Genomic DNA, 23,894 nt, shown 5'->3' with positions numbered 1-23,894 from the left:
GTGGAGGGCTTTGTCTTGGCAAGGCTGAAGGTAAGATGGGCTACCGCCGGGACGTTTTGACGCAGCCAGGGTCTGAAACGTTCAGGCAAGTCCCGATAAAACAGGAGTCACCCGATGGCCCGTATAACTGTTGAGCGTGCCCATGGCCTGGGCAAGGAAGTGGCGCGAGAGAAAGCCGACAAGCTGGCGCAGAAGTTGTCCGACAGCTATGGCCTGGAGCCGCAGTGGGAGGGCGACACCCTGAAACTCAAGCGTTCCGGGGTAAAGGGCGAAGTGCATGTGGGCGACGACTCGATCCGCGTCGACGTGGAGCTGGGCATGTTGATGTCGGCCATGAGCGGCACGATCAAGACGGAAATCGAAAAGGCGTTGGATAAGGCGTTGGCTTGATTGATTGAAAGGGTGGGTGGAATGCATGACTCAAGTTCACCACCTGTCCACCTGTGGGAGCGAGCTTGCTCGCGATAGCGGCGAGTCATTCAACATCAATGTTGCTGGTCCACCGCAATCGCGAGCAAGCTCGCTCCCACATGGGAAGTCATCGCCCTCAGGTTTTGTGTCAGTTGTTAGGGTGCCCTTTCTAATTATTCTCACTACTTTGTGCCTGAGCCCGTCCATGTGCGGGCAGTTCCTCAAACCTTTTTTCGAGTGAGGTGCACCATGGCCAAAGTTATTCTGAAGAAAAAAACCGACGTTGAATCTTCCACGCTCAGCGACGTGAAAACGTATGCGCGCAAGATCTGGCTGGCGGGCCTGGGCGCCTACACGAAGGTCGGCCAGGAAGGCAGCGAGTACTTTCAGGAGTTGGTAAAGGCTGGCGAAGTTATTGAAACCAAAGGCAAAAAGAAAATTGCCGGAAAACTTGAAGCGGCCAACAGCGAATTGATTGAAGCCAAGAGCGACGTCAATACTTTCAAGGCCCGGGTTGAAGTACAACTCGATAAAGTCGAGAAGGTATTCGATGCCCGTGTTGCAAGTGCCTTGAATCGTATCGGCATTCCGTCTAAACATGACGTTGAGACACTCTCTGCTAAGCTCGATGAGCTGACAGCATTGCTCGAACGTGTCGCGCGTAAACATTAAGGAGAACGGGATGGCTGGCAAAAAAATCACAGAAAAAGAGGGCAGCTCGTGGGCCGGGAAGATTGAAAAGTATTCCCGCAAAATCTGGCTTGCTGGTTTAGGCGTGTACTCGAAGATCGACACTGACGGCAGCAAGCTCTTCGAGTCCCTGGTTAAGGACGGCGAAAAGGCCGAAAAACTCACCAAGACGGCAGTCGGCAAACAAGTCGATGCAGCCAAGGACTCTGCCGAGTCCGCCAAGTCGCGAATCGGCGGCGTGAAGGATCGTGCACTGGGCAAATGGGACGAACTGGAAGGGGCTTTCGACAAGCGCCTGAACAGTGCGATCTCGCGCCTGGGTGTGCCGAGCCGTAATGAAGTCAAGGCACTGCACAGCAAGGTCGACACCCTGACCAAGCAGATCGAAAAACTCACCGGCGCCAAGGTCGCACCGGTGGCGACCAAGACTGCAGCGGCCAAGCCGGCTGCTAAAACGGCGGCCAAGCCACTGGTCAAGGCTGCGGCGAAACCCGCTGCCAAACCTGCGGCGAAAGCAGCGGCCAAGCCCGCGGCTAAAACTGCTGCGGCCAAGCCTGCTGCCAAGGCGGCGGCCAAACCGGTAGCGGCCAAACCTGCGGTCAAAGCGGCAGCCAAGCCTGCGGCCAAACCCGCGGTTAAAACGGCAGCTGCCAAACCGGCAGCGAAACCCGCCGCCAAGCCTGCGGCAAAAGCGGCGGCCAAACCTGCTACGGCGAAAAAACCGGCCGTGAAAAAACCGGCCGCGCCGAAAGCCGCTGCACCGAAGGCGCCGACCGCAGCCGCCAAACCGGCGACCCCGACGAGCCCGGCGAACTCCGCCGCCGCTCCGACCCCGGTCGCCACGCCAACTCCAGCGCCGGCTCCATCGACGCCTACCACCCAGTCCTGATTCTGCGGGACATGCAAAAACGCCCGGCCTGTGAAGGTCGGGCGCTCGTTCCCACGCTCCCGCGTGGGAATGCCTCCGGGGACGCTCTGCGTTCCGCTGTTTGGGACGCGGAGCGTCCCGGGCTGCATCCCCACGCGGAGCGTGGGGAGGAGCGTCACACTGGGTTACTCGTGTTCTTCCAGGTAGCGCAACGCCAGTTGCTCAGTCGCGACCTTGGTCGCGGGCGGCAGGTGTGGGGCCACCAGCATCATGATCTGGTAGACCACCAGCCGAACCTCGCCCTCGCGGTCCAGGATCCGCTGGTAGTCCAGGGAGAACAGCAAGGTCATGGTGATCTGCTCCACCAGTTGCCCCAGGGCCTGGGTATCGCTGATCAGCAATCCCTGGGCCTTGAGCTGTGCCAGCAGTGAGGCGAGGGTGCGCTTCAGGGCATTGAGCAACTGACGGATGCCCTTGGCCAGCTTCGGCAGGCGCCCGGCCAGGTTCGACAGGTCCTGGAACAGAAAGCGGTACTGCGCCAGGCGCTCGACGATCAAGTGCAGGAACAGCCAGTAGTCTTCCGGCGCCAACTGCACGTCCGCCGGAGGGTCCAGCAGCGGCGCCAGTTCGCCCTGGAATCGCTCGAACAGCCCGAGGATCAGCGGTTCCTTGCCATGAAAGTGGTAATAGAGGTTGCCCGGGCTGATGCCCATTTCGTTGGCAATTTCCATGGTGGAGACGTTCGGTTCGCCCTTTTCGTTGAACAATTGCAGGGCACATTCAAGGATGCGGTCGCGGGTTTTCATCCGGTCTTCTTAATGATCAAGTCATGCCACGGCCAATCGCCTGGCCGTGGGGTAAGGCCTTCAGCGCACGCGAACATAGGTGCCGGGAGCTGCGTCCAGAGGCGGGTAGTTCGCATTGCCCAAGGTCATCTGGGTTTCGTGCTGGGCGCCGGAACGCTCCTGGATCCAGCCCAGCCATGGGGTCCACCAACTGCCTTCGACGTGCTTGGCGTCGTAGTACCAGGCCCGTGGGTCGCTGCTCAATTTTGCGCTTTCGATGAAGTTGGCCTTGGGGTTGCCCGGCGGGTTGAGGATGCTCTGGACATGGCCGCTGTTGGAAAGCACGAAGCGTTTTTCGCCACCCAGCAACAGGGTCGAGCGATACACCGCGTCCCACGGCGTGATGTGGTCATTGATGCCGCCCACACTGAAGCTGTCTACCGTCACCTTCTGCAGGTCGATGGGCGTGCCGCACACTTCCAGGCCGCCGGGATGGGTCAGCGGGTTGTGCTTGAAGAAGTCCAGCAGGTCGCCGTGGTAAGCCGCCGGCAGGCGGGTGCAGTCGTTGTTCCAGTAGAGGATGTCGAAGGCCGGCGGCTCCTTGCCCAGCAGGTAGTTGTTGATGAAGTAAGTCCAGATCAGATCGTTGGGGCGCATCCAGGCGAACACCCGGGCCAGGTCGCGGCCATCGAGGATGCCTTTCTGATAGGAGCGGCGCTTGGCGGCTTCGAGGGTCTGCTCGTCGATGAACAGCGAGGCCTGGCTGTCGATCTGGCTGTCCAGCAGGCTCACCAGGTACGTGGCACTGGCGACCCGACGCAACTGGCGCTTGGCTTGCAGGTGGCCTTGCAGGGCGGCGATGGTCATGCCCCCGGCACAGGCACCCATCAGGTTGACCTCGCGGGCGCCGGTGATCGCCCGGCAGACGTTCATGGCTTCTTCCACGGCCTCGACATAGCTGGACAGGCCCCATTCTCGGTGGCGTACGTCGGGGTTGCGCCAACTGATGATGAAGACCTGCAAACCGTTTTTCAGGGCGTACTGGACGAAGCTGTTGGAAGGGCTCAGGTCGAAAATGTAGAACTTGTTGATCTGCGGCGGCACGATCAGCAACGGCTTGGCGTATTGCTTTTCACTCATGGACCGGTACTGGATCAGCTCGAGCAATTCGTTGCGAAACACCACCGCGCCGGGAGTGGTCGCCAGGGTCTTGCCGACTTCAAAGGCATGGGGGGTGACTTGTCGCGGCAACCCATCGTTGTGCAGCAGGTCGTCCACCAGATGGCTGAGGCCTCGAACCAGGCTGGTGCCGCCGGAGTTGAACAGTTCCTTGACCGCCAGCGGGTTGAGCAAGGTGTTGGACGGCGAAACGGCGTCGTTGAGCAGGGCGAAGGCGAAGTGGGCGCGGGCGCGGTCATCCTGGCTCATGGTGCTTTCGTCGATCCAACTCGTCACCTGTTTCTGCCAGCTCAGGTAGGCCTGCAGGCTGCGGCGGTAGAACGGATTGAGCTGCCAGGTGGGGTCGGCGAAACGCTGGTCGTTGGGGTTGGTGGGGTGCAGGGTCTCGCCCAGCAGCACTCGGCCCAGTTGACCGCCCAGCTTCAACGCGTGCCGGGCACTGTGCACCGGGTTGCGCAAGCCGTGTACGGCAACGCTGCGCAAGGTGGACAGCAGGTCCCTGCCACGCAGGCCGGTGACCGCACTTTGTGCGTTGATGAAGCTGGCAGGGGCGGGCATGGAACCCTTCGCCGGTTTGTCGCGCATGAGTCAACTCCTTCGTCATCAGGCTAAAAACAAACACACCGAACCAGACAACATAGTCGCTGTTTCGGGTCGCTGCGCGGTCCGGCGTCCTGCCAGGCGCTAATGGGCGGTTTCAGCCGCCCAGTGGTGAGGGGTGCGGATGCATCACCGCACGCTGACGTTCTTCCTCCAGGAATTTCATGATGATCGGCGCCACCGCCTCGGCCCGAGTGATCAGGAACAGATGGCCGTCATCGATGATGTGCAATTGGGCGTTGGGAATGCGCCAGGCCAGCATGCGCATGTTGATCAGCGGGATCAGCGGGTCGTCGTCGCCGGCCAGCACCAGGGTCGGCTGGTGGATCTTGTGCAGCCAGTGGATGCTGGTCCAGCCCAGCCCGGCGAACAGTTGCCAGTAATAACCGAGCTTGCCCGCCGAACGAACCTTGGCCGCATGGCTGGCCGCCAGGCTCGGGTCGCGACGGAACGAACCGCCGTAGATCAGCGGTGCGATACGCATCACATGGGACGGTTGAATGTAGCGCCGGGGGCTGGCCATCATCCACAGCACCTTTGGTTTGCCCGGCACCATCACCGCCCCGGCCGCCGTGGCCGCCAGCACCAGCTTCTTGCAGCGCTCGGGGTAGTCATAGGCAAACTGCTGGGCCAGGGCGCCCCCCCAAGACACGCCGATCACATTGACCTGCCCGTAGTCCAGGTAATCGAGCATTCGCGCGGTGAGTTTGGCCAGGCCAGGAAAGCGATACGGCCGGTTGGGCGTCGATGAACCGCCGACACCGGGTACGTCAAAGGCGATGACTTCCAGATCCGGGTCCAGGGCCTGGATGAACGGGAACACCAGCTCGAGGTTGGCGCCGATGCCGTTGAAAATCAGCAGCGGCGTCAAGTGAGGCTTGCCGGGACGTACCGCGGTGCGCAAGGTCTGGCCATCCAGATCGACGGTACGGAAGATGTACGGTTGCGGCATGCTTCAAGCCCTGTGGGTTGGGTCGCTGTCTTTCATTTTTCCCCTATCCCCTGTGGGAGCGAGCTTGCTCGCGATTGCGATGTGTCAGCACATACAGGTGTTGAATGTGCCGCCGTCATCGCGAGCAAGCTCGCTCCCACATTGGATCCGCTGTGAACATGAGTTTTATGTTCGTCGGCGGTGCGGGCCTTGCATTAATGTCGGCTGGCGGGATGTATTCGTGAGCAAGCCCACTCCCGCGCCAGACGAGTTGCATCCATTACCGCTCATGCACATAAGTGCCGGGCGCCGCTTCACCGGCCGGGTAGGCCTTGTTGCCCAGCACGGTCGGGGCTTTTTTCAGTTTGCCCGAGCGCTCGGCCTGCCAGGCCTGCCAATGCAACCACCAGGAGTCGGTGTGCTTGGTTGAATTCTCCTGCCAGTCCTCGGCCTTGGCCGGCATGTCATCACTGGTCATGTAGCGCGACTTGGGGTTGCCTGGTGGGTTGAGGATGCTCTGGATATGCCCGCTGCTCGACAGCACGAACTCCACCTTGCCGCCAAACAGCTGCGCCGACTTGTAGCAGGACTTCCATGGCGTGATGTGGTCGTTGGTGCCGGCCAGGGAGTAGATGTCGGCGGTGACCTGCTTGAGATCGATGGGCGTGCCGCACACTTCCAGTGCATTGGGACGGATCAGTGGATTGTTCTTGAACATTTCGATGAGGTCGCCGTGGAACGCCGCCGGCAGCCGCGTGGTGTCGTTGTTCCAGAACAGGATGTCGAACACGGGCGGCTCGTTGCCCAACAGGTAATTGTTGACCCAGTAGTTCCAGATCAAGTCGTTGGGGCGCATCCAGGCGAACACCTTGGCCATGTCGCGACCTTCGAGTACACCGGCCTGGTAGGAGTGGCGCTTGGCCGCTTCCAGGGTCTGCTCGTCGACGAACAGCGCCACGTCGGTGTCCAGGGTGGTGTCGAGCACGCTGACCAGCAGGGTCAGCGCATTGACCTTTTTCTCTCCGAGGGCGGCGTAATGGCCCAGCAGCGCGGTGCAGGTGATGCCGCCCGAGCAGGCGCCAAGCATGTTTATGTCCTTGCTGCCGGTGATGGCCGTGACCACGTCCACCGCCTCCTTGAGCGCCTCGATGTAGGTCGACAGGCCCCACTCGCGCTGCTCCTTGGTGGGGTTGCGCCAACTGATGACGAAGGTCTGGACGTTGCTGCGCAGGCAGAAGCGCGCCAGGCTCTTGTCCGGGCTCAGGTCGAATACGTAGAACTTGTTGATCTGTGGCGGCACCACCAGCAGCGGTCGCTCGTGGACCTGCTCGGTGATGGGCCGGTACTGGATCAGCTCCAGCACGTCGTTGCGAAACACCACGGCGCCTTCGGTCACGCCCAGGCTCTTGCCGACTTCGAACGCGCCCATGTTGACCTGGCTCGGCATCCCGCCGTTGTGCACCAGGTCCTTGGCCAGGTGGGACAGGCCATCCAACAGGCTCTTGCCGCCGGTTTCGAAGAAGCGCTTGACTGCCGCCGGGTTGGCCGCCGAGTTGGTCGGGGCCATGGCTTCGGTCATCAGGTTGATCACGAAATGCCCACGGCTGATGTCCGCGGGCGAGAGGTTGCTGTCGTCAATCCAGGCGTGCAGCTCCTTGCGCCACGCCAGGTAGGTTTGCAGGTAACGTTTGTAGAGGGGGTTCTGGCTCCATGCCGGGTCAGCAAAGCGACGGTCGTCGCCGGCCGGTTGCAGTTCGGATTTGCCGAACAGGACATTCTTGAGTTCGACGCCGAAATGGGCGACGTGCTTGACGCTGTGCAGCGGTTGTTTGATGGCCTGGGTCAGCACCATGCGGGCAGAGGCCAGCAGATCTTTTCTGCGCAAGCCGACGACGGGATTCAACCCCAGGGTATTTTCCGAGGCTTGATACTTCAGGTCATCGTTGTTCTTGTTGCTCATCTACGACGCTCCATTGTCCTTCAGACGAGTACCCGGATCGTGTGCCGCAAGCCACACAGCCAATACCAGGTACGCTGCTCGGGTGACCGTTAATTCCGCATCGAGGGCCAATGAGGAAACGTATGCCAGGAACTCGGCGGTTCCTTTGCAGGGAACTTGCCAGCTCCATTGGTTACCCGAGTTTAATTTTTTTCGCAAGCAGGCCAGTCATTGACGTTGCCGCGCGGGCATTCAAGCAGATGAGTCTAGAAAATTCGCCCTAAAGCGCCAGCCCTTGAGCTAGAGCATCAGCCTGACGACGGACTCGTTCGGATCGCGGGTTTTTCCGGCGGCCTTGAGTTCGCCAAGATAATCGTTCCACAAGTCTTCCTGACGCACCGCCAGCTGGTAGAGATAGTCCCAGGTGAACAGCCCGCTGTCGTGGCCGTCGTCGAAGGTCAGTTTCAGTGCGTACTGGCCGGCCGGTTCGACCTTTGTCAGGGCAACGTTGAGCTTGCCATATTGCAGGATGGGTTTGCCGTGGCCCTGGACCTCGGCGGAAGGCGAGTGCACCCGCAGGAACTCGGCGGGCAGGTGATACTCCTCGTCCGGCGCGTATTTGAGCGTCAGGGTCCTGGAGGCTTTGTGCAGGTTGATGGCGGTGGGGAGTTTGGTCATGGCCTGTGATCCGTCTCGGAAGGATGCCTTGATCTGCAAAAACGACACGGTCCATGTGGGAGCGAGCTTGCTCGCGATAGCGGTTCGACAGTCAACACATGGGTTGAATGTTATGCCGCCATCGCGAGCAAGCTCGCTCCCACAGGTCCCGGGAAACCTGTCAGTGATTTACAGGATATACCGCGACAGGTCTTCGTTCTGCGCCAGCTCGCCCAGGTGACTGTTGACGTACTCGGCGTCGATGAGGATCGGCGCTTCGTTGTGGGCGCTCGCCAGGTCGCCGGCGCTGAACGAGACTTCCTCGAGCAGGCGTTCGAGCAGCGTGTGCAGGCGACGGGCACCGATGTTCTCGGTTTTCTCGTTGACCTGCCAGGCAATCTGGGCCAGGCGCTTGATGCCTTCCGGGGTGAACTCGATGTTCAGGCCTTCGGTCTTGAGCAGCGCGCAATACTGTTCGGTCAGGGAGGCGTGGGGCTCGCTGAGGATGCGTTCGAAGTCTTCCGGCGTCAGCGCCTTGAGCTCGACACGGATCGGCAGGCGACCCTGCAGCTCCGGCACCAGGTCGCTCGGCTTGCTCAGGTGGAACGCCCCGGAGGCGATGAACAGGATGTGGTCGGTCTTGACCATGCCCAGCTTGGTGTTGACCGTGCAGCCTTCGATCAGCGGCAGCAGGTCGCGTTGTACACCTTCGCGGGACACATCGGCACCGCCGACATTGCCGCGCTTGGCGACCTTGTCGATTTCGTCGATGAACACGATGCCATGCTGCTCGACTGCCTCCAGCGCCTTGGCCTTCAACTCTTCTTCGTTGACCAGGCGACCGGCTTCCTCATCGCGCACCAGTTTCAGCGCTTCCTTGACCTTGAGCTTGCGGTTTTTCTTCTTGCCCTTGCCCATGTTGGCGAACAGGCTCTGCAGCTGGTTGGTCATCTCTTCCATGCCTGGCGGCGCGGAAATATCGACGCCGGCCATTTCGGCCACTTCGATCTCGATTTCCTTGTCGTCCAGCTGGCCTTCGCGCAGGCGCTTGCGGAACAGTTGACGGGTGTTGGAGTCCTGGGTCGCGGCGGCGTCGGCGTTGAAGCCCATGCGCGCCGGTGGCAGCAGGGCGTCGAGGATGCGCTCTTCGGCGGCGTCTTCGGCGCGATGGCGGACCTTGGTGATTTCCTGTTCGCGCAGCAGCTTGATGGCGGCATCGGCCAGATCACGGATGATCGACTCGACGTCGCGGCCGACATAGCCGACTTCGGTGAACTTGGTGGCTTCGACCTTGATGAACGGCGCGTTGGCGAGTTTGGCCAGGCGACGGGCGATCTCGGTTTTACCGACACCGGTCGGGCCGATCATCAGGATGTTCTTGGGGGTCACTTCGACGCGCAGTTCTTCGGGCAGTTGCATCCGGCGCCAGCGGTTACGCAGGGCGATGGCGACGGCGCGCTTGGCATCGTCCTGGCCGATGATATGGCGGTTGAGTTCGTGGACGATTTCGCGGGGAGTCATGGACATAATAATGGGTGGTCCTCAAGCAAGAATGGGCCGTGGCGTGGTTCGCCTGGACAGGCTTATTCCGCGAGGTCCTGCTCCTCAATGGTCTGGGTGTGGTTGGTGAAGACGCAGATGTCGCCGGCAATGCCCAGGGCTGTCTCGACGATCTCACGGGCCGACAGGTCGGTTTTTTTCAGCAGGGCGCTGGCCGCAGCCTGGGCGTAGGCTCCGCCGGAACCCATGGCGATCAGGCCATCCTCGGGCTCAACGACGTCGCCGTTGCCGGTGATAATCAGGGAGGCGTCCTTGTTGGCGACCGCGAGCATGGCTTCGAGGCGGCTCAGGGAGCGGTCGGTACGCCATTCCTTGGCCAGTTCCACGGCGGCACGGACCAGATGACCCTGGTGCTTCTCAAGCTGGCCTTCGAAACGTTCGAACAAGGTGAAGGCGTCGGCAGTGGCCCCGGCGAAACCGGCGATGACTTCGCCGTGATACAGGCGGCGGACTTTCTTCGCGTTGCCTTTCATCACGGTGTTGCCCAGTGAAACCTGGCCGTCGCCGCCCATGACGACTTTGCCATGACGGCGGACTGAAACGATGGTGGTCAAGGGAGAGTCTCCACGCAGCGGGGCGAAAATGCCCGGATGGAACTCATATGGGGGTGGCGCGGGGTTTTTCAACTGCGGGGGTGCAGAGGGGACGAGCGGCCCCCCGATGATCGTTCCCATGCTCCGCGTGGGAACGCCTCAAGGGACGCTCCGCGTCCAGTGACGCGGAGCGTCACGGGCTGCATTTCCACGCAGAGCATGGGAACGATCGGTGTGCCTAGCGGCTCTGGCGTTGTTGTAACAACAGATTGCTGAAACCGCTGCCAGCCAGTTGCTTCTGGGCCTTGGTCAGTTCCTCGCGGTTGCTGAACGGCCCGACCAGTACCCGGTACCAGGTTTCGTCCTTCACGGTGCCGGACTCCACCGACACGGACTGGCCCAGCAGAATGATCTGCGCCCGGACCTTGTCGGCGTCGGCTTCCTTGCGGAACGAACCGGCCTGCAGGAAGAACTTCGTCACCGGCGCGGCTTTCTGCACCGGAGGGGCCGGCGGTGGCGTGATGCCGGCCAGGGCCGCCTGGGCGCGAGCGGTGTCGATCTTCGCCGCTTCGGCCGGGGTCACCGGCGTGGTGGGCACTTGCGGCGTCGGCAGGGTTTTCTCCGGCACGGCATCGGGCGGCACGATGACTTCCGATTCCGGCAGCAAGGTGTAGAAGTCGTACTTCGGCTTCACCGGTTGCGTCGGGCTCGGCGGGGTCTTGTTGGCCTCGGCGATCCGCGTGGCTTTCTGCTGCTCTTGCCGGACGCGCTTGACGTCATCGCCCTGGCCCGGCTCCAGCTTCATCAGAAACACAATGAAAGCGCCGACGGTCAGGCCGATGGCCATCCACAACCAGCCCGGAATCGGTTTTTTGGCTGGAGGCTGGTAACGACTGGCGCCGCGTTTGGGTGCAGGTTTTTTCTTGGCGGCCAACTTACATGCGCTCCAGGGTTTCCAGGCCCAGCAGTTCCAGGCCTTGCTTGAGCGTACGCCCGGTCAGCGCGGCGAGGCGCAGGCGGCTCTGCATTTGCTCTGGGGTTTGCGCGTTGAGGATCGGGCAGTTCTCGTAGAAGCTGGAGAACAGGCCAGCGACATCGTACAGGTAGGCGCACAGGGTGTGCGGCGTGCCCTTGTCGGCGACGTTATTCAACACTTCACCGAACTGCGCCAGCTTCGCCGCCAGCTCCTGTTCGTGAGGGGCCTCAAGCACAATCTGGCCGTCCACTTCATTGAAGCTCTTGCCGAGCTTGCGGAACACTCCCGCCACGCGGGTGTAGGCGTACAGCAGGTACGGCGCGGTGTTGCCTTCGAAGTTGAGCATCAGGTCGAAGTTGAAGCTGTAGTCGCTGGTGCGGTGCTTGGACAGGTCGGCGTATTTCACCGCGTCGATGCCCACGACCTTGGCGATCTTGCGCAGTTCGTCCTCGGCCAGCTCGGGGTTCTTGCCCTTGACCAGGGTGTAGGCGCGGTCCTGGGCTTCGGTCAGCAGGTCGATCAGCTTCACCGTGCCGCCATCGCGGGTCTTGAACGGGCGGCCGTCGGCGCCGTTCATGGTGCCGAAGCCCATGTGCTCCATCTCCATTGGACGGGTCACGAAACCGGCCAGGCGCGCGACTTCGAACACTTGCTGGAAGTGCAGGGTCTGGCGCTGGTCGACGAAGTACAGCACCCGATCGGCCTTGAGCACGCTGTTACGGTAGCGCACGGCTGCCAGGTCGGTGGTGGCGTAGAGGTAGCCACCGTCGGCCTTGACGATGATCACCGGCAGCGGCTCGCCATCGGCGGTCTTGAACTGGTCGAGGAACACGCACTGGGCGCCGTTGCTTTCCACCAGCATGCCCTTGGCCTTGAGGTCGTTGACCACGTTGATCAGGTCGTCGTTGTAGGCGCTTTCGCCCATCACGTCGGCCATGGTCAATTTGACGTTCAGCAACTCGTAGATTTTCTGGCAGTGGGACAGGGAGATATCCTTGAACTTGCTCCACAGCGCCAGGCACTCGGCATCGCCGGCCTGCAGCTTGACCACCAGGCCCCGGGCGCGGTCGGCGAACTCGGGCGAATCGTCGAAGCGTTGCTTGGCGGCGCGGTAGAAGTTCTCCAGGTCCGACAATTCGTCGCTGGTAATGGGGTTTTCCTGCAGGTAGGCCATCAGCATGCCGAACTGGGTGCCCCAGTCGCCCACGTGGTTCTGGCGGATCACGGTGTCGCCGAGAAACTCCAGGACCCGGGCCACACCGTCGCCGATGATGGTCGAGCGCAGGTGGCCGACGTGCATTTCCTTGGCCAGGTTGGGGGCCGAGAGGTCGACCACGGTGCGCTGCAACGGACCGGCCTTGCGTACGCCAATGCGCTCGTCAGCCAGGGCCGCGTCCAGGCGCGAAGCCAGGGCCTGGGTGTTCTGGAAGAAGTTGATGAACCCGGGGCCGGCAATGTCGGCCTTGCTGACGTTCTCGTCGGTCGGCAGGGCGGCGATGATTTTCTCCGCCAGGTCCCGTGGCTTCATGCCGGCCGGCTTGGCGAGCATCATCGCGATGTTGCTGGCGAAGTCGCCGTGGGTCTTGTCGCGAGTGTTTTCGACCTGAATCGCCGGCGACAGGCCTTCTGGCAGCACACCTTCAGTGACGAGTTGGGCGATGGCTTGCTGGATGAGCTGGCGAATGGTGTCTTTCATGGTCTTCTCTTTCAACCGCAGGCGCGGCGGCGCTTCGATGCGCTGGTGGAAAAACTGGGCATTATCCGTGGCGAAGACGGGCTTGCCAACTGTAGCGGGTCGGTTGGGGATGTGTGGTGACTATTCTTGGCAGTCTGGATGTACACAATCCCCTGTGGGAGCGAGCTTGCTCGCGATGGCGGTGGTTCAGTGACGGAGATGTCGACTGTGCAGTCGCTATCGCGAGCAAGCTCGCTCCCACAGGGGGGCGGGCTTGTGATCCATTCAATACAAATCCACCGGATCCACATCCAGCGACCAGCGCACCGCCCGCCCGCTGGGCATCTGTTCCAGCACCAGCAGCCAGGCGCTCAGCAGTCGATGCAGCGGCGCCCGGGCATTGGCCTGTAATAAAAGCTGCGCGCGATAGCGCCCGGCCCGCCGTTCCATCGGCGCCGGCACCGGGCCCAGGAGTTCGATGCCGGTGAGGTTCTGCTCCGCCAGCAAGCGCTCTGCCTCGCTGCAGGCCTCATCGAGAAAGCCTTCGGCCTGCCCCGGCTTGTGGGCTTCGGCCCGCAACAACGCCAGGTGGGCAAAAGGTGGCAGGCCGGCGCTGCGGCGTTCGCTCAAGGCCTGTTCGGCGAAGGCGAAATAACCTTGTTCGGTCAGTTGGATCAGCAACGGGTGATCGGCCAGGTGGGTCTGGATGATCACTTTGCCCGGCTCCTCGGCCCGCCCGGCCCGGCCTGCGACCTGGACGATCAACTGCGCCATGCGCTCGCTGGCGCGGAAGTCACCGGAAAACAGTCCGCCATCGGCGTCGAGGATCGACACCAGCGTGACCCGTGGGAAGTGGTGTCCCTTGGCGAGCATCTGCGTGCCCACCAGGATGCACGGCTGGCCCTTCTGGATCGTGGCGAACAACTGGTTCATCGCGTCCTTGCGCGAAGTGCTGTCGCGATCCACCCGCAGTACCGGGTAATCGGGGAACAGGATGCCCAGCCGTTCTTCTGCGCGTTCGGTGCCGGCGCCGACCGGGCGCAAGTCCACTTTGCCGCACTGCGGGCAGTGCCTTGGCACGCGCTCGACGTGGCCACAATGGTGGCAACGCAGCTCGCCATGGCGTTGATGCACGGTCATCCGCGCATCGCAGCGTTCGCAGCCGGACATCCAGCCGCAGTCGTGGCACAACAGCGTCGGAGCGAAACCGCGGCGATTGAGGAACACCAGGACCTGTTGCCCGGCAGCCAGGGTCTGGCCGATGGCTTGCTGCATCGGTCCCGAAATACCGCTGTCCAGCGGGCGACTTTTCACGTCCAGGCGCAGGAAACGCGGTTGCTTGGCGCCGCCGGCCCGCTCATTGAGGCGCAGCAGGCCGTAGCGGCCGGTATAGGCGTTGTGCAGGCTTTCCAGCGATGGCGTGGCCGAGCCGAGGACGATCGGGATGTTTTCCTGGCGGGCGCGCACCAATGCCAGGTCGCGGGCGTGATAGCGCAGGCCTTCTTGCTGTTTATAAGAACCGTCGTGTTCTTCGTCGATGATGATAAGGCCAGGGTTCTTCATCGGAGTGAACAGGGCCGACCGGGTGCCGATGATGATGTCGGCCTCGCCGTCACGGGCGGCGAGCCAGGCTTCCAGGCGTTCGCGGTCGTTGACCGCCGAGTGCACCAGGGCGATCCGGGCGTTGAAGCGCTGTTCGAAGCGCGCCAGGGTTTGTGGGCCGAGGTTGATTTCCGGAATCAGTACCAGCGCCTGCTTGCCGGCCTCCAGGGTCTGGCGGATCAGTTGCAGGTAGACCTCGGTCTTGCCGCTGCCGGTGACACCTGCCAGCAGAAAGGCGTGATAACTGTCGAAACCTGCGCGAATCGCTTCGCAAGCGGCCCGCTGTTCGGCGTTGAGCGGCAGTTCCGGCTGGGCCAGCCAATGTTCATGGCGGGCGCCGGGGGCGTGCCTGCGCACTTCCACCTGAACCAGGTCCTTGGCCAGCAACAGGTCGAGGCTGTCCTTGCTGAGCATCAGTTTGCTCAACAATTGATGCGCCACGCCGTGGGGATGTTGGGCCAGGGTCGCCAAGGCCTCGCGCTGGCGCGGGGCGCGGGCGATGCGTGGATCGTCCAGCGAGGCGCCGGGCGCCACCGACCAGAACCGCTCCTGGCGCGCCTCGGCCGGTTCGCCCTGGCGCAGCAGCACCGGCAGCGCCCAACTCAGGGTGTCGCCGAGGCTGTGCTGGTAATACTGGGACGTCCACAGGCACAACTTGAACAGCGCGGCGGGCAGTGGTGGCGTGGCATCGAGCAGGGCCAGGGCTGGTTTGAGCTTGTCGACCGGGACCTCGCTGTGGTCGGTGACCTCCACCAGGATACCGATCATCTCCCGCCGGCCGAACGGCACCCGCAGGCGCATGCCCGGGTGCAACTGGGCGCGCAGGACCCCGGCCGGGGCGCGGTAGTCGAACAGGCGGCGCAGGGGCGAAGGCAGGGCGAGGCGCAGGATGGCGTCGGGCACGCGGGGGATCTCGATAGGCGGACAAATTCGCAAGGCTGAGCACGATTCAATGTGGGAGCGAGCTTGCTCGCGATGGCGGTGGTTCAGTGACGGTGATGTCGACTGTGCTGTCGCAATCGCGAGCAAGCTCGCTCCCACAGGGATTGTGCTTGAGGCCGGGAGCCTAGCAGACGGTTGGTACAAGTCATAGCTTGCGTGATTGATGTTGTCTGGTAGAATCCGCGGCCTAATTACGTGCGGTATTCAACAATAGTGTTGGGTGGCGGCACGCTAGCCTGAGGAAAACAGCATGAAAACCGATATCCATCCGGAATACCCAGTAATTGCCGTAACCTGCAGCTGCGGCAACAAGTTCGAAACGCGTTCGACCTACGGCAAAGCCCTGGCGATCGACGTTTGCAACGAATGCCACCCGTTCTACACCGGCAAGCAAAAGACTCTGGATACCGGCGGCCGTGTTCAGAAGTTCGCCGATCGTTTCGGTGCTTTCGGCAAAGTTACTCCAAAAGCCTGAGGCTGATCATTTTGGATGGTCGTCTCGACCGCTCCAGACTGATGAAAAAGGCGCCCCTTGTGGGCGCCTTTTTTGTGTCTGCGATTTGGCTCTGTGGCGCCCAGGCGTCCTGTCCTTCGCCGGGTAACCTGCCCCAGGTGGCGGTGCAACGGGTGGTGGATGGCGATACCTTGTACTTGGAGGATGGCCGGCGCATTCGGATGATTGGGCTCAATAGTCCGGAACTGGGCAAGCGAGGCCGCGCCGACGAACCATTCGCCGTGGCGGCGCGTCAGCGACTCGAGGCCTTGGTAGCCGCCAGCGATGGTCGAGTGGGCGTGTTGCCTGGCAAGGATGATCGGGATGATTACGGTCGCACGCTGGCCCATGTCTACAACGCCCAGGGCGAGAACCTCGAGGAGCGTTTGATTGCCGAGGGGCTGGGGTTTCTGGTGGCGGTCGCGCCGAACGTCGACCTGGTCAGTTGTCAGCAAGTGGCCGAACGTCATGCGCGGCAAGCTGGATCCGGTCTCTGGAAAAAATCGCCCGTCGTGCGAGCGGAGCAAATCAATGCGCCCGGTTTCGTGCTGATGAGCGCACGTGTCGAAAACGTACAGCGCAATCGCGGTGGCATCTGGATTGAATTGCAGGGGTCGGTTGTCTTGCACATTGCACCTGGTGTGCAGAGGCGCTTCGACGCCTCGGCCCTGAAGCGGCTAAAGGGCCGAAAAATCGAGGCCCGTGGCTGGGTCGTCGACCGCGCCCGGCGTGGTGGCCACAAGGCCGGGCAGGCGCGATGGATGTTGCCGCTGACCGATCCAGCCATGCTGCAAACGGTCTTGTAAGAAAAAATTGTAGACATTTTATCAATGGATTGTATGCATGTGACCCTTGTGTTTCGCGGCTCTTGGCCCAAAGTCGTAGGGCAGGGCGCTTGACAGCAGTGACTGGTCAGTCTTGTGGGGACTTTGCGAGGCGCGTATCCTCGGCGGTCCGTCTGTCCAACACAGTAAAAAGCGGAATGCCCACATGTCTGATCTGAAAACTGCCGCTCTCGAATATCACGCTAATCCTCGTCCAGGGAAGCTGAGTGTCGAGCTCACCAAGGCCACCGCTACTGCTCGCGATTTGTCGCTGGCCTACAGCCCCGGCGTAGCCGAACCAGTCCGCGAAATCGCTCGCGACCCTGAACTGGCCTACAAATACACCGGTAAAGGCAACCTGGTTGCAGTCATTTCCGATGGCACCGCGATTCTCGGCCTGGGTAACCTCGGCCCATTGGCTTCCAAGCCAGTCATGGAAGGCAAGGGCGTTCTGTTCAAGCGCTTCGCCGGTATCGACGTATTCGACATCGAAGTCGATTCCGAGAGCCCGCAAGCCTTCATCGACACCGTCAAGCGCATCTCCATCACTTTCGGCGGCATCAACCTGGAAGACATCAAGGCACCAGAGTGCTTCGAGATCGAGCGCGCCCTGATCGAACAGTGCGACATTCCGGTATTCCACGATGACCAGCACGGCACCGCGATCGTCACCGCGGCCGGCATGATCAACGCCCTGGAAATCGCCGGCAAGACCCTGCCGGAAGCCAAGATCGTCTGCCTCGGCGCTGGCGCTGCGGCCATCTCCTGCATGAAGTTGCTGGTGAGCATGGGTGCCAAGATCGAAAACATCTTCATGGTTGACCGTACCGGCGTGATCCACTCCGGCCGTGACGACCTGAACCAGTACAAGGCCGTGTTTGCCCACACGACCGAGAAGCGCTCCCTGGTGGACGCGCTGGACGGTGCCGACGTGTTTGTTGGCCTGTCGGGTCCGAACCTGCTGAGCGCGGAAAACCTGCTGCGCATGGCGCCGAACCCAATCGTGTTCGCTTGCTCGAACCCGGATCCGGAAATCGCCCCGGAACTGGCTCACGCAACTCGTAACGACGTGATCATGGCCACCGGCCGTTCGGACTACCCGAACCAGGTCAACAACGTACTGGGCTTCCCGTTCATCTTCCGCGGTGCCCTGGACGTTCGCGCCAAGCGCATCAACGAAGAAATGAAAGTCGCGGCCGCCAACGCCCTGCGCGAACTGGCCAAGCTGCCGGTGCCTCAGGAAGTGTGCGACGCCTACGGCGGCATCAAGCTGGAATTCGGTCGTGAGTACATCATCCCGAAACCAATGGACGCCCGCCTGATCACCCTGATCTCCGACGCCGTGGCCAAGGCCGCCATCGAGACTGGCGTGGCCACCCTGCCGTATCCGAAGAACTACCCGCTCAAGAGCGTGGATGATGTGTTCAACGGCTAAGCCGTTGTAGCGCTTCAAAAAAAGCCCCGGCTCCTGTGAGTCGGGGCTTTTTTGTGCCTGCCGGTTTTGTGTGACCACTGCAGAATCCCTGTGGGAGCGAGCTTGCTCGCGATTACGGTCGGGCATTCAACATCGATGCAAGCTGAGCTGCCGCCATCGCGAGCAAGCTCGGCTCCCACAGGGATGTATGTTGATCGTTCCCACGCTCCGCGTGGGAATGTAGCCTGGGACGCTCCGCGTTCCATCAAGAGCCGAACGCGGAGCGTCCGTAGAGGCATTCCCACGCGGAGCGTGGGAACGATCAACACAAAAAAAGCCCCGCACTTCTTCCGAAGGCGGGGCTTTTGGGGTGGGGCCCGGTCAGAACAGATCGATCGGCGCCGCCTCGTCCGCCGGCAGCGGGCTACCCGGTGCGACGCCGTTGCCCAGCTCGTTGGCCGACGGTGGCGTGTCTTCGCTCTTGAACAGTTCGAAGTACGCACCCGGGGTGCCCGGTGTAGCGGCGCGGCCACTGACCGGGTCGACCCGCAGGCTGAGGATGCCTTCCGGTTCCGGCTGGGTGTGAGGCGGTTTGTCCTTGAGGGCGGCGCCCATGTAGCTCATCCAGATCGGCAACGCCACGGTGCCGCCGAACTCGCGGCGACCCAGGCTTTCGGGTTGGTCGAAACCGGTCCAGACGGTGGTCACGTAGTCGGCGTTGTAGCCGGAGAACCAGGCATCCTTGGATTCGTTGGTGGTACCGGTCTTGCCCGCCAGGTCCGTGCGACCCAGGGCCAGGGCGCGCCGGCCGGTGCCGAGCTTGATCACGTCCTGCAGCATGCTGTTGAGGATGTAGGTGGTACGGCCATCGACAATGCGTTCCGCGATGGCGGGCGCCTGGGGCAGGCCCGGGGCCGTGGTGGCTTCGCCCGGTGTCGCATTGACCGTGAACGTCTCGGTGGATGGTGCGGCGACGCCATCGCTGGCCTGCTCGCCCGTAGGGACGCGTGGCGGGTTGGCGACGAACAGCGTCTCGCCGTTGCGGCTTTCGATCTTGTCGATGATGTACGGGGTGATCTTGTACCCGCCGTTGGCGAACGTACTCCAGCCGGTGGCGATTTCCATCGGCGTCAAGGTCGCGGTGCCGAGGGCCAGGGACAGGTTGCGTGGCAGGTCCTGCTTGTTGAAGCCGAACTTGCTGATGTAGTCGATGGTGCGGTCCACGCCCAATGCCTGCAGCAGGCGGATCGAGACCAGGTTGCGGGATTTGTACAGCGCCTCACGCAAGCGAATCGGGCCGAGGAACGTATTGGTGTCGTTCTTCGGTCGCCAGACTTTGTCCAGGTATTCATCGACGAACACGATCGGTGCGTCGTTCACCAGGCTGGCGGCGGTGTAGCCGTTATCCAGGGCGGCGCTGTAGACGAACGGCTTGAAGCTCGAGCCCGGCTGGCGCTTGGCCTGCAACGCGCGGTTGTAGTTGCTTTGCTCAAAGGCGAAGCCACCGACCAGCGAACGGATGGCACCGTCCTGCGGGTCGAGGGACACCAGGGCGCCCTGGGCGGCTGGGATCTGGCTGAACTTGAGGCTGTTGTCCGCCTGGCGCTGGACACGGATCAAGTCACCGACCTGGGCAACGTCGGACGGTTGCCGTGGGTTGGCGCCCATGCTGTTGGTATTGAGGAACGGCCGGGCCCACTTCATGGTGTCCCAGGCCACGTGTTCCTCCAGCTCGCCGTTACGGGTCAGCACCTTGATGCCGTCCTTGTCCACCGACGTGACAATCGCCGGCTCCAGGCTGCTGATGGTGCGCTGCTTGGTCAGCTCCAGGGCCCAGGCTTCCTTGGTCTTGCCCGGCAGGCGTGATTCAGGGCCACGGTAGCCGTGGCGCTGGTCGTAGGTCATCAGGCCCTCGTGCAGCGCGGTGTTGGCCATTTCCTGCAAGTTGCTCGGCACCGTGGTGGTCACGCGGAAACCTTCGGTGTAAGCGTCGCTGCCATAGCGCCCGACCATCTCGGCACGGGCCATCTCGGCGATATACGGGGCGTTCACTTCCGGGGTTGGTACGTGATAGCTGGCGTTCAGCGGTTCATTGATCGCGGCGGTGTAGTCGGCCTCGCTGATCTTGCCGAGCTTGTACATGCGCCCCAGGATCCAGTCGCGACGTTCCTTGCTGCGTGCCGGGTTGGCCAGCGGGTTGAAGCGCGAGGGTGCCTTGGGCAGGCCGGCGATCATCGCCATCTGCGCCAGGCTCACGTCGCGGATCGACTTGCCGTAATACACCTGCGCCGCCGCCTCGATGCCGTAGGCGCGGTTGCCCAGGTAAATCTTGTTCACGTACAGCTCGAGGATTTCATCCTTGGTCAGCTGCCGCTCGATTTGCAGGGCCAGGAGGATCTCGGTGGTCTTGCGCGAGAAGCTGCGCTCGCTGGTCAGGAAGAAGTTCTTGGCCACCTGCATGGTGATGGTGCTGCCGCCGGACTGGATGTGCCCGCTCTTGACCAGTTGGCTGGCGGCGCGCATCAGGCTGCCCGGGTCGACGCCGTAGTGATTGGCGAAGTTATCGTCTTCAGCACTTAGTAACGCATTGATGAAATTGGGGGGAATGTCGGCGAAACGGATCGGCGTGCGGCGCATTTCGCCAAATTCGGCGATCAACTTGTTGTCGCTGCTGTATACCCGCAAAGGAATCTGCAACTGAATACTTCTCAGCGCCTCCACGGACGGCAATCCCGGACTAAGGTAAAGAAAGGCACCGCTCAGGCCCAAGAGCAGTCCGCAGAAAACGGCGACGATGGACCATCCGAAAAATTTCAGCAGACGAATCAAGGCTTTTGGATATCCAGGCAAAGAATGAAAAAGGCGCCAGGTGCAGGGATGGACCCGTGCTTGCAACAAAGCGAAAAAAAACGCTGGGCATTATAAGCATTTTTTTTCGTCGGGAATGCCATCCGGACGTCCGTCGGACCGGTGTGATTGAACGCAATGCATATTAGAGAGTCCGTAACTCACGGATAGTCATAGGGAATTGGTAGTGCTACGACTCTTCAATAAAAAAGCCCATGCGCTTCTGGGGATCGACATCAGTTCGACGTCGGTGAAGCTGCTGGAGTTGAGCCGCCAGGGCGATCGATACCGCGTCGAGTCCTACGCGGTCGAACCGTTGCCAGCCAACGCCGTGGTCGAGAAGAACATCGCCGAGCTCGAAGGGGTGGGGCAGGCGTTGTCGCGCCTGTTGGCCAAGGCCAAGACGCCCTTGCGTAGCGTGGCGGTGGCGGTGGCGGGTTCGGCGGTGATCACCAAGACCATCGAGATGGACGCCGGCCTGTCCGACGATGACATGGAAAACCAGCTCAAGATCGAGGCCGATCAATACATCCCCTATCCCCTGGATGAGGTGGCCATCGATTTCGAAGTGATGGGTGTTTCGCCACGCAGTGCCGAGCGCGTCGAAGTGCTGCTGGCGGCGTGCCGCAAGGAAAACGTCGAGGTCCGCGAGGCCGCATTGGCGCTCGCCGGGCTGACGGCCCGGGTGGTCGATGTGGAGGCTTATGCGCTGGAGCGTGCTTTTGGCCTGCTCGCAACGCAACTGGCTGCCTCCCAGGAACGGCTGACGGTGGCGGTTGTCGACATCGGCGCCACCATGACCACCCTCAGCGTGCTGCACAACGGGCGCATCATCTATACCCGCGAACAGTTGTTTGGCGGCCGCCAACTGACCGAGGAAATTCAGCGTCGCTATGGCCTGACACCCGAGCAGGCTGGCCAGGCAAAGAAGCAGGGTGGCCTGCCGGACGACTATCTCAGCGAAGTGCTGCAACCTTTTCGCGAGGCCCTGGTACAGCAGGTCTCGCGGTCCTTGCAGTTCTTCTTCGCCTCGGGCCAGTACAGTGCGGTGGACCACATTCTGCTGGCCGGGGGCACGGCTTCGGTCGCCGGCCTGGATCGGCTGATCGAGCAGCGCCTGGGCACGCCGACCCAGGTAGCCAACCCGTTTACCAACATGGCCCTGAGCAGCAAGGTCAATGCCGGCGCCCTGGCCGGTGATGCGCCGGCACTGATGATTGCCTGTGGGCTGGCCCTCAGGAGTTTCGACTGATGGCGCGGATCAACCTGCTTCCCTGGCGCGAAGAGTTGCGTGAAGAGCGGCGCAAACGCTTTTTGCTGGCCTTGGTGGGTGTGCTGGTCGGTGCGGTCGGCGTGGTCCTGGTCGCGGTCCGGTACTTCGACAGCGCCATCGACCACCAGGTCGCTCGCAATAGCCATCTCTCCGAGCAGATCGCCGTGCTGGACGAACGCATCAAGCAGATCAGCGAATTGAAGGCCCGTCGCCAGCAATTGCTGGAGCGCATGCGCATCATCCAGGACTTGCAAGGTAACCGGCCGGTCAGCGGGCGCATCTTCGACCAATTGGTGCGGACACTGCCGGACGGGGTGTATTTCACCGAAGTGAAGATGGAAGACCGGACGCTCTCGATCAAGGGGGCCGCGGAATCGAACAACCGGGTCTCGGACCTGATGCGCAACCTGGACTCGTCGGACCTGTTCGACACGCCCAGCCTGACGGAGGTCAAGGCCACCACCGCTGGGCAGCTCGACCAGGCCAATGTCTTCCAGCTGACGGTTCGCCAGACCCGTCCGGCCGATGCGGAGGACGCCCAATGAAACCGGGGGAGTGGTTCGACGCACTGCGCAAGATCGATCTCAGTGACCTGGACACCAACAACATCGGTTCCTGGCCCGCGCCGATCAAATGGCTGGCGGGGGTCCTGCTGGTGGTCCTGGTGCTGGGGCTGGGCTATAACTTTGCCTTGAGTGACCTGGAGAACCAGTTGCAGCAGGTGCGCGAGGAAGAAAACACCCTCAAGGCGCAATTCGCGGGCAAGGCCCACATGGCCGCGAACCTGGAGCGCTACACCGAGCAGATGAAACAGATGGAAACGTCTTTTGGTGTGCTGTTGCGGCAATTGCCCAGCGATACCGAAGTGCCGGGCCTGCTGGAGGACATTACTCGCACCGGCCTGGGCAGCGGCCTGGAGTTCGAGGAAATCAAGCTGCTGCCGGAGGTCACCCAGCCGTTCTACATCGAGTTGCCGATCCAGATCACCGTGACCGGCGGCTACCATGACCTGGCGACGTTCGTCAGTGGGGTGGCGGGGCTGCCGCGGATTGTCACGCTGCACGACTTCGAGATCGCACCGATGGAGCCCGAGGCTGGCGCGAAGCTGCGCATGAGCATCCAGGCCAAGACCTACCGGTACAACGAGCAGGAGGCGCAACCATGAGGCCGGTGTGTCGCATCTGCCTGCTGGCAGGCCTGGTCGCGCTGGCGGGTTGCGGTAACGACAACGGTTTCAGTGATTTGGACGCCTACATGAACGAAGTGCGCCTGCGGCCACCCGGCAAGATCGAGCCGACGCCGACGTTCAGACCCTACGAAACCTTTACCTACAGTGCCGCCAACCTGCGCAGCCCGTTTTCCCGGCAGGTCCGGGTGGACCAGGCCGAACGGCAGCGGGGCTCGCGCAACGTCCGGCCCGACCCGAACCGGGTCAAACAGTATCTGGAAGGCTTCAACATCGAGCAGTTTGAAATGGTCGGTACGATCTCCAACGTCAGTGGCTCCTTCGCGCTCCTGCGGGGCGCGGGCGGGGTGCATCGGCTCAAGGTCGGTGACTATCTGGGGCGCAACGACGGGCGGATCGTCAACATCAGTGCCACCCAGGTCGATGTGGTCGAAATCGTTCCCGATGGCGAGGGTGCCTGGCTGGAGCGACCACGGACCATTCCTTTGAAAGAGCATTCATAGTGGAAC

At 62.1% G+C, this 23,894-nt stretch carries 21 protein-coding genes; 10 read left to right on the top strand and 11 right to left on the bottom strand.

Going from position 1 to position 23,894, the window contains the following annotated elements:
- Nucleotides 1-114: 114 nt before the first annotated feature.
- The 3 genes from AB4O22_RS24540 to AB4O22_RS24530 all read left to right on the top strand — a co-directional run bounded on the left by AB4O22_RS24540 (nt 115) and on the right by AB4O22_RS24530 (nt 1,990).
- Nucleotides 115-390, top strand: a complete 276-nt coding sequence (locus AB4O22_RS24540) for a polyhydroxyalkanoic acid system family protein (protein ID WP_003196939.1) — start codon at nt 115-117, stop codon at nt 388-390.
- Nucleotides 391-660: 270 nt separating this feature from the next.
- Nucleotides 661-1,083 carry a phasin family protein gene (locus AB4O22_RS24535; protein ID WP_003196940.1) on the top strand — a complete coding sequence of 141 codons (423 nt, stop codon included), beginning with the start codon at nt 661-663 and terminating at the stop codon, nt 1,081-1,083.
- Between the two features lie 10 nt (nt 1,084-1,093).
- Complete coding sequence (locus AB4O22_RS24530; RefSeq protein ID WP_460097352.1) at nt 1,094-1,990, top strand: phasin family protein; 897 nt, start codon at nt 1,094-1,096, stop codon at nt 1,988-1,990.
- A 164-nt stretch (nt 1,991-2,154) separates the two neighbouring features.
- On the opposite strand, the gene AB4O22_RS24525 is transcribed toward AB4O22_RS24530, so the two are convergent.
- The 10 genes from AB4O22_RS24525 to AB4O22_RS24480 form a co-directional block, all read right to left on the bottom strand.
- Nucleotides 2,155-2,775, bottom strand: coding sequence for a TetR/AcrR family transcriptional regulator (locus AB4O22_RS24525; RefSeq protein ID WP_460097350.1), 621 nt, complete (start codon nt 2,773-2,775; stop codon nt 2,155-2,157).
- Nucleotides 2,776-2,835: 60 nt separating this feature from the next.
- Nucleotides 2,836-4,518: a class II poly(R)-hydroxyalkanoic acid synthase gene (gene phaC / locus AB4O22_RS24520; RefSeq protein WP_003196946.1), complete on the bottom strand. Its 1,683-nt coding sequence runs from the start codon at nt 4,516-4,518 to the stop codon at nt 2,836-2,838.
- A 112-nt stretch (nt 4,519-4,630) separates the two neighbouring features.
- Nucleotides 4,631-5,485 carry a poly(3-hydroxyalkanoate) depolymerase gene (gene phaZ, locus AB4O22_RS24515; RefSeq protein WP_003196948.1) on the bottom strand — a complete coding sequence of 285 codons (855 nt, stop codon included), beginning with the start codon at nt 5,483-5,485 and terminating at the stop codon, nt 4,631-4,633.
- Nucleotides 5,486-5,744: 259 nt separating this feature from the next.
- Nucleotides 5,745-7,424, bottom strand: coding sequence for a class II poly(R)-hydroxyalkanoic acid synthase (phaC, locus tag AB4O22_RS24510; RefSeq protein WP_223471062.1), 1,680 nt, complete (start codon nt 7,422-7,424; stop codon nt 5,745-5,747).
- Nucleotides 7,425-7,703: 279 nt separating this feature from the next.
- Complete coding sequence (locus AB4O22_RS24505) at nt 7,704-8,081, bottom strand: gamma-butyrobetaine hydroxylase family protein (RefSeq protein WP_223471060.1); 378 nt, start codon at nt 8,079-8,081, stop codon at nt 7,704-7,706.
- A 168-nt stretch (nt 8,082-8,249) separates the two neighbouring features.
- The gene (hslU, locus tag AB4O22_RS24500) at nt 8,250-9,587 is read right to left on the bottom strand and encodes an ATP-dependent protease ATPase subunit HslU (RefSeq protein ID WP_003196955.1); all 1,338 of its coding nucleotides are present in this window, start codon (nt 9,585-9,587) and stop codon (nt 8,250-8,252) included.
- Nucleotides 9,588-9,643: 56 nt separating this feature from the next.
- Nucleotides 9,644-10,174, bottom strand: coding sequence for an ATP-dependent protease subunit HslV (gene hslV / locus AB4O22_RS24495; protein WP_003196958.1), 531 nt, complete (start codon nt 10,172-10,174; stop codon nt 9,644-9,646).
- Nucleotides 10,175-10,391: 217 nt separating this feature from the next.
- The gene (locus tag AB4O22_RS24490; RefSeq protein ID WP_003196959.1) at nt 10,392-11,087 is read right to left on the bottom strand and encodes an SPOR domain-containing protein; all 696 of its coding nucleotides are present in this window, start codon (nt 11,085-11,087) and stop codon (nt 10,392-10,394) included.
- A gap of 1 nt (nt 11,088) precedes the next feature.
- Entirely contained in the window at nt 11,089-12,825 is a 1,737-nt protein-coding gene (gene argS / locus AB4O22_RS24485) for an arginine--tRNA ligase (protein WP_460097348.1), read from the bottom strand.
- A gap of 264 nt (nt 12,826-13,089) precedes the next feature.
- Nucleotides 13,090-15,309: a primosomal protein N' gene (locus AB4O22_RS24480; protein ID WP_003196963.1), complete on the bottom strand. Its 2,220-nt coding sequence runs from the start codon at nt 15,307-15,309 to the stop codon at nt 13,090-13,092.
- Between the two features lie 289 nt (nt 15,310-15,598).
- Between AB4O22_RS24480 and rpmE the strand changes: the two genes are divergently transcribed.
- The 3 genes from rpmE (at nt 15,599) to AB4O22_RS24465 (ending at nt 18,100) form a co-directional block, all read left to right on the top strand.
- Nucleotides 15,599-15,823 (top strand): 50S ribosomal protein L31, encoded by a 225-nt coding sequence (rpmE, locus tag AB4O22_RS24475; RefSeq protein ID WP_003196965.1) that lies wholly within the window; start codon nt 15,599-15,601, stop codon nt 15,821-15,823.
- 41 nt (nt 15,824-15,864) lie between these two features.
- Nucleotides 15,865-16,647, top strand: coding sequence for a thermonuclease family protein (locus AB4O22_RS24470; RefSeq protein ID WP_032833087.1), 783 nt, complete (start codon nt 15,865-15,867; stop codon nt 16,645-16,647).
- Nucleotides 16,648-16,831: 184 nt separating this feature from the next.
- Nucleotides 16,832-18,100, top strand: coding sequence for a malic enzyme-like NAD(P)-binding protein (locus AB4O22_RS24465; protein WP_460105897.1), 1,269 nt, complete (start codon nt 16,832-16,834; stop codon nt 18,098-18,100).
- Between the two features lie 360 nt (nt 18,101-18,460).
- Here the strand turns inward: AB4O22_RS24465 and AB4O22_RS24460 are convergent, their stop codons facing one another.
- Nucleotides 18,461-20,905: a penicillin-binding protein 1A gene (locus tag AB4O22_RS24460; protein WP_411740620.1), complete on the bottom strand. Its 2,445-nt coding sequence runs from the start codon at nt 20,903-20,905 to the stop codon at nt 18,461-18,463.
- 208 nt (nt 20,906-21,113) lie between these two features.
- On the opposite strand from AB4O22_RS24460, the gene AB4O22_RS24455 reads away from it, so the two are divergent.
- The 4 genes from AB4O22_RS24455 to AB4O22_RS24440 are packed head-to-tail and all read left to right on the top strand — an operon-like array spanning nt 21,114 to nt 23,888.
- Nucleotides 21,114-22,178, top strand: a complete 1,065-nt coding sequence (locus AB4O22_RS24455) for a pilus assembly protein PilM (protein ID WP_003196973.1) — start codon at nt 21,114-21,116, stop codon at nt 22,176-22,178.
- On the top strand, nt 22,178-22,744 hold the full coding sequence (locus AB4O22_RS24450; RefSeq protein ID WP_460097346.1) for a PilN domain-containing protein: 567 nt from the start codon (nt 22,178-22,180) through the stop codon (nt 22,742-22,744). Before AB4O22_RS24455 ends, AB4O22_RS24450 begins: the two co-directional genes overlap by 1 nt.
- Nucleotides 22,741-23,364: a type 4a pilus biogenesis protein PilO gene (gene pilO / locus AB4O22_RS24445; RefSeq protein ID WP_003196977.1), complete on the top strand. Its 624-nt coding sequence runs from the start codon at nt 22,741-22,743 to the stop codon at nt 23,362-23,364. Before AB4O22_RS24450 ends, pilO begins: the two co-directional genes overlap by 4 nt.
- On the top strand, nt 23,361-23,888 hold the full coding sequence (locus AB4O22_RS24440) for a pilus assembly protein PilP (RefSeq protein ID WP_003196979.1): 528 nt from the start codon (nt 23,361-23,363) through the stop codon (nt 23,886-23,888). The genes pilO and AB4O22_RS24440 overlap by 4 nt, the downstream gene beginning before the upstream one ends.
- Nucleotides 23,889-23,894: the final 6 nt, after the last annotated feature.

The organism is Pseudomonas sp. S3_B11 (assembly GCF_054667715.1).
Note: the sequence above shows the minus strand (reverse complement) of the source record. Positions and strands in the feature narration are given on the sequence as shown.

Excerpts from the sequence above, each read along its gene's own strand:
- AB4O22_RS24540 (WP_003196939.1), top strand. The coding sequence starts at position 115 with ATGGCCCGTATAACTGTTGAGCGTGCCCATGGCCTGGGCAAGGAAGTG.
- rpmE (WP_003196965.1), top strand. The coding sequence starts at position 15,599 with ATGAAAACCGATATCCATCCGGAATACCCAGTAATTGCCGTAACCTGC.
- AB4O22_RS24440 (WP_003196979.1), top strand. The coding sequence starts at position 23,361 with ATGAGGCCGGTGTGTCGCATCTGCCTGCTGGCAGGCCTGGTCGCGCTG.
- AB4O22_RS24530 (WP_460097352.1), top strand. The coding sequence starts at position 1,094 with ATGGCTGGCAAAAAAATCACAGAAAAAGAGGGCAGCTCGTGGGCCGGG.
- AB4O22_RS24525 (WP_460097350.1), bottom strand. The coding sequence starts at position 2,775 with ATGAAAACCCGCGACCGCATCCTTGAATGTGCCCTGCAATTGTTCAAC.
- phaZ (WP_003196948.1), bottom strand. The coding sequence starts at position 5,485 with ATGCCGCAACCGTACATCTTCCGTACCGTCGATCTGGATGGCCAGACC.
- AB4O22_RS24465 (WP_460105897.1), top strand. The coding sequence starts at position 16,832 with ATGTCTGATCTGAAAACTGCCGCTCTCGAATATCACGCTAATCCTCGT.
- AB4O22_RS24450 (WP_460097346.1), top strand. The coding sequence starts at position 22,178 with ATGGCGCGGATCAACCTGCTTCCCTGGCGCGAAGAGTTGCGTGAAGAG.
- phaC (WP_003196946.1), bottom strand. The coding sequence starts at position 4,518 with ATGCGCGACAAACCGGCGAAGGGTTCCATGCCCGCCCCTGCCAGCTTC.
- hslU (WP_003196955.1), bottom strand. The coding sequence starts at position 9,587 with ATGTCCATGACTCCCCGCGAAATCGTCCACGAACTCAACCGCCATATC.
- AB4O22_RS24505 (WP_223471060.1), bottom strand. The coding sequence starts at position 8,081 with ATGACCAAACTCCCCACCGCCATCAACCTGCACAAAGCCTCCAGGACC.
- pilO (WP_003196977.1), top strand. The coding sequence starts at position 22,741 with ATGAAACCGGGGGAGTGGTTCGACGCACTGCGCAAGATCGATCTCAGT.
- phaC (WP_223471062.1), bottom strand. The coding sequence starts at position 7,424 with ATGAGCAACAAGAACAACGATGACCTGAAGTATCAAGCCTCGGAAAAT.
- argS (WP_460097348.1), bottom strand. The coding sequence starts at position 12,825 with ATGAAAGACACCATTCGCCAGCTCATCCAGCAAGCCATCGCCCAACTC.
- AB4O22_RS24535 (WP_003196940.1), top strand. The coding sequence starts at position 661 with ATGGCCAAAGTTATTCTGAAGAAAAAAACCGACGTTGAATCTTCCACG.
- AB4O22_RS24470 (WP_032833087.1), top strand. The coding sequence starts at position 15,865 with ATGAAAAAGGCGCCCCTTGTGGGCGCCTTTTTTGTGTCTGCGATTTGG.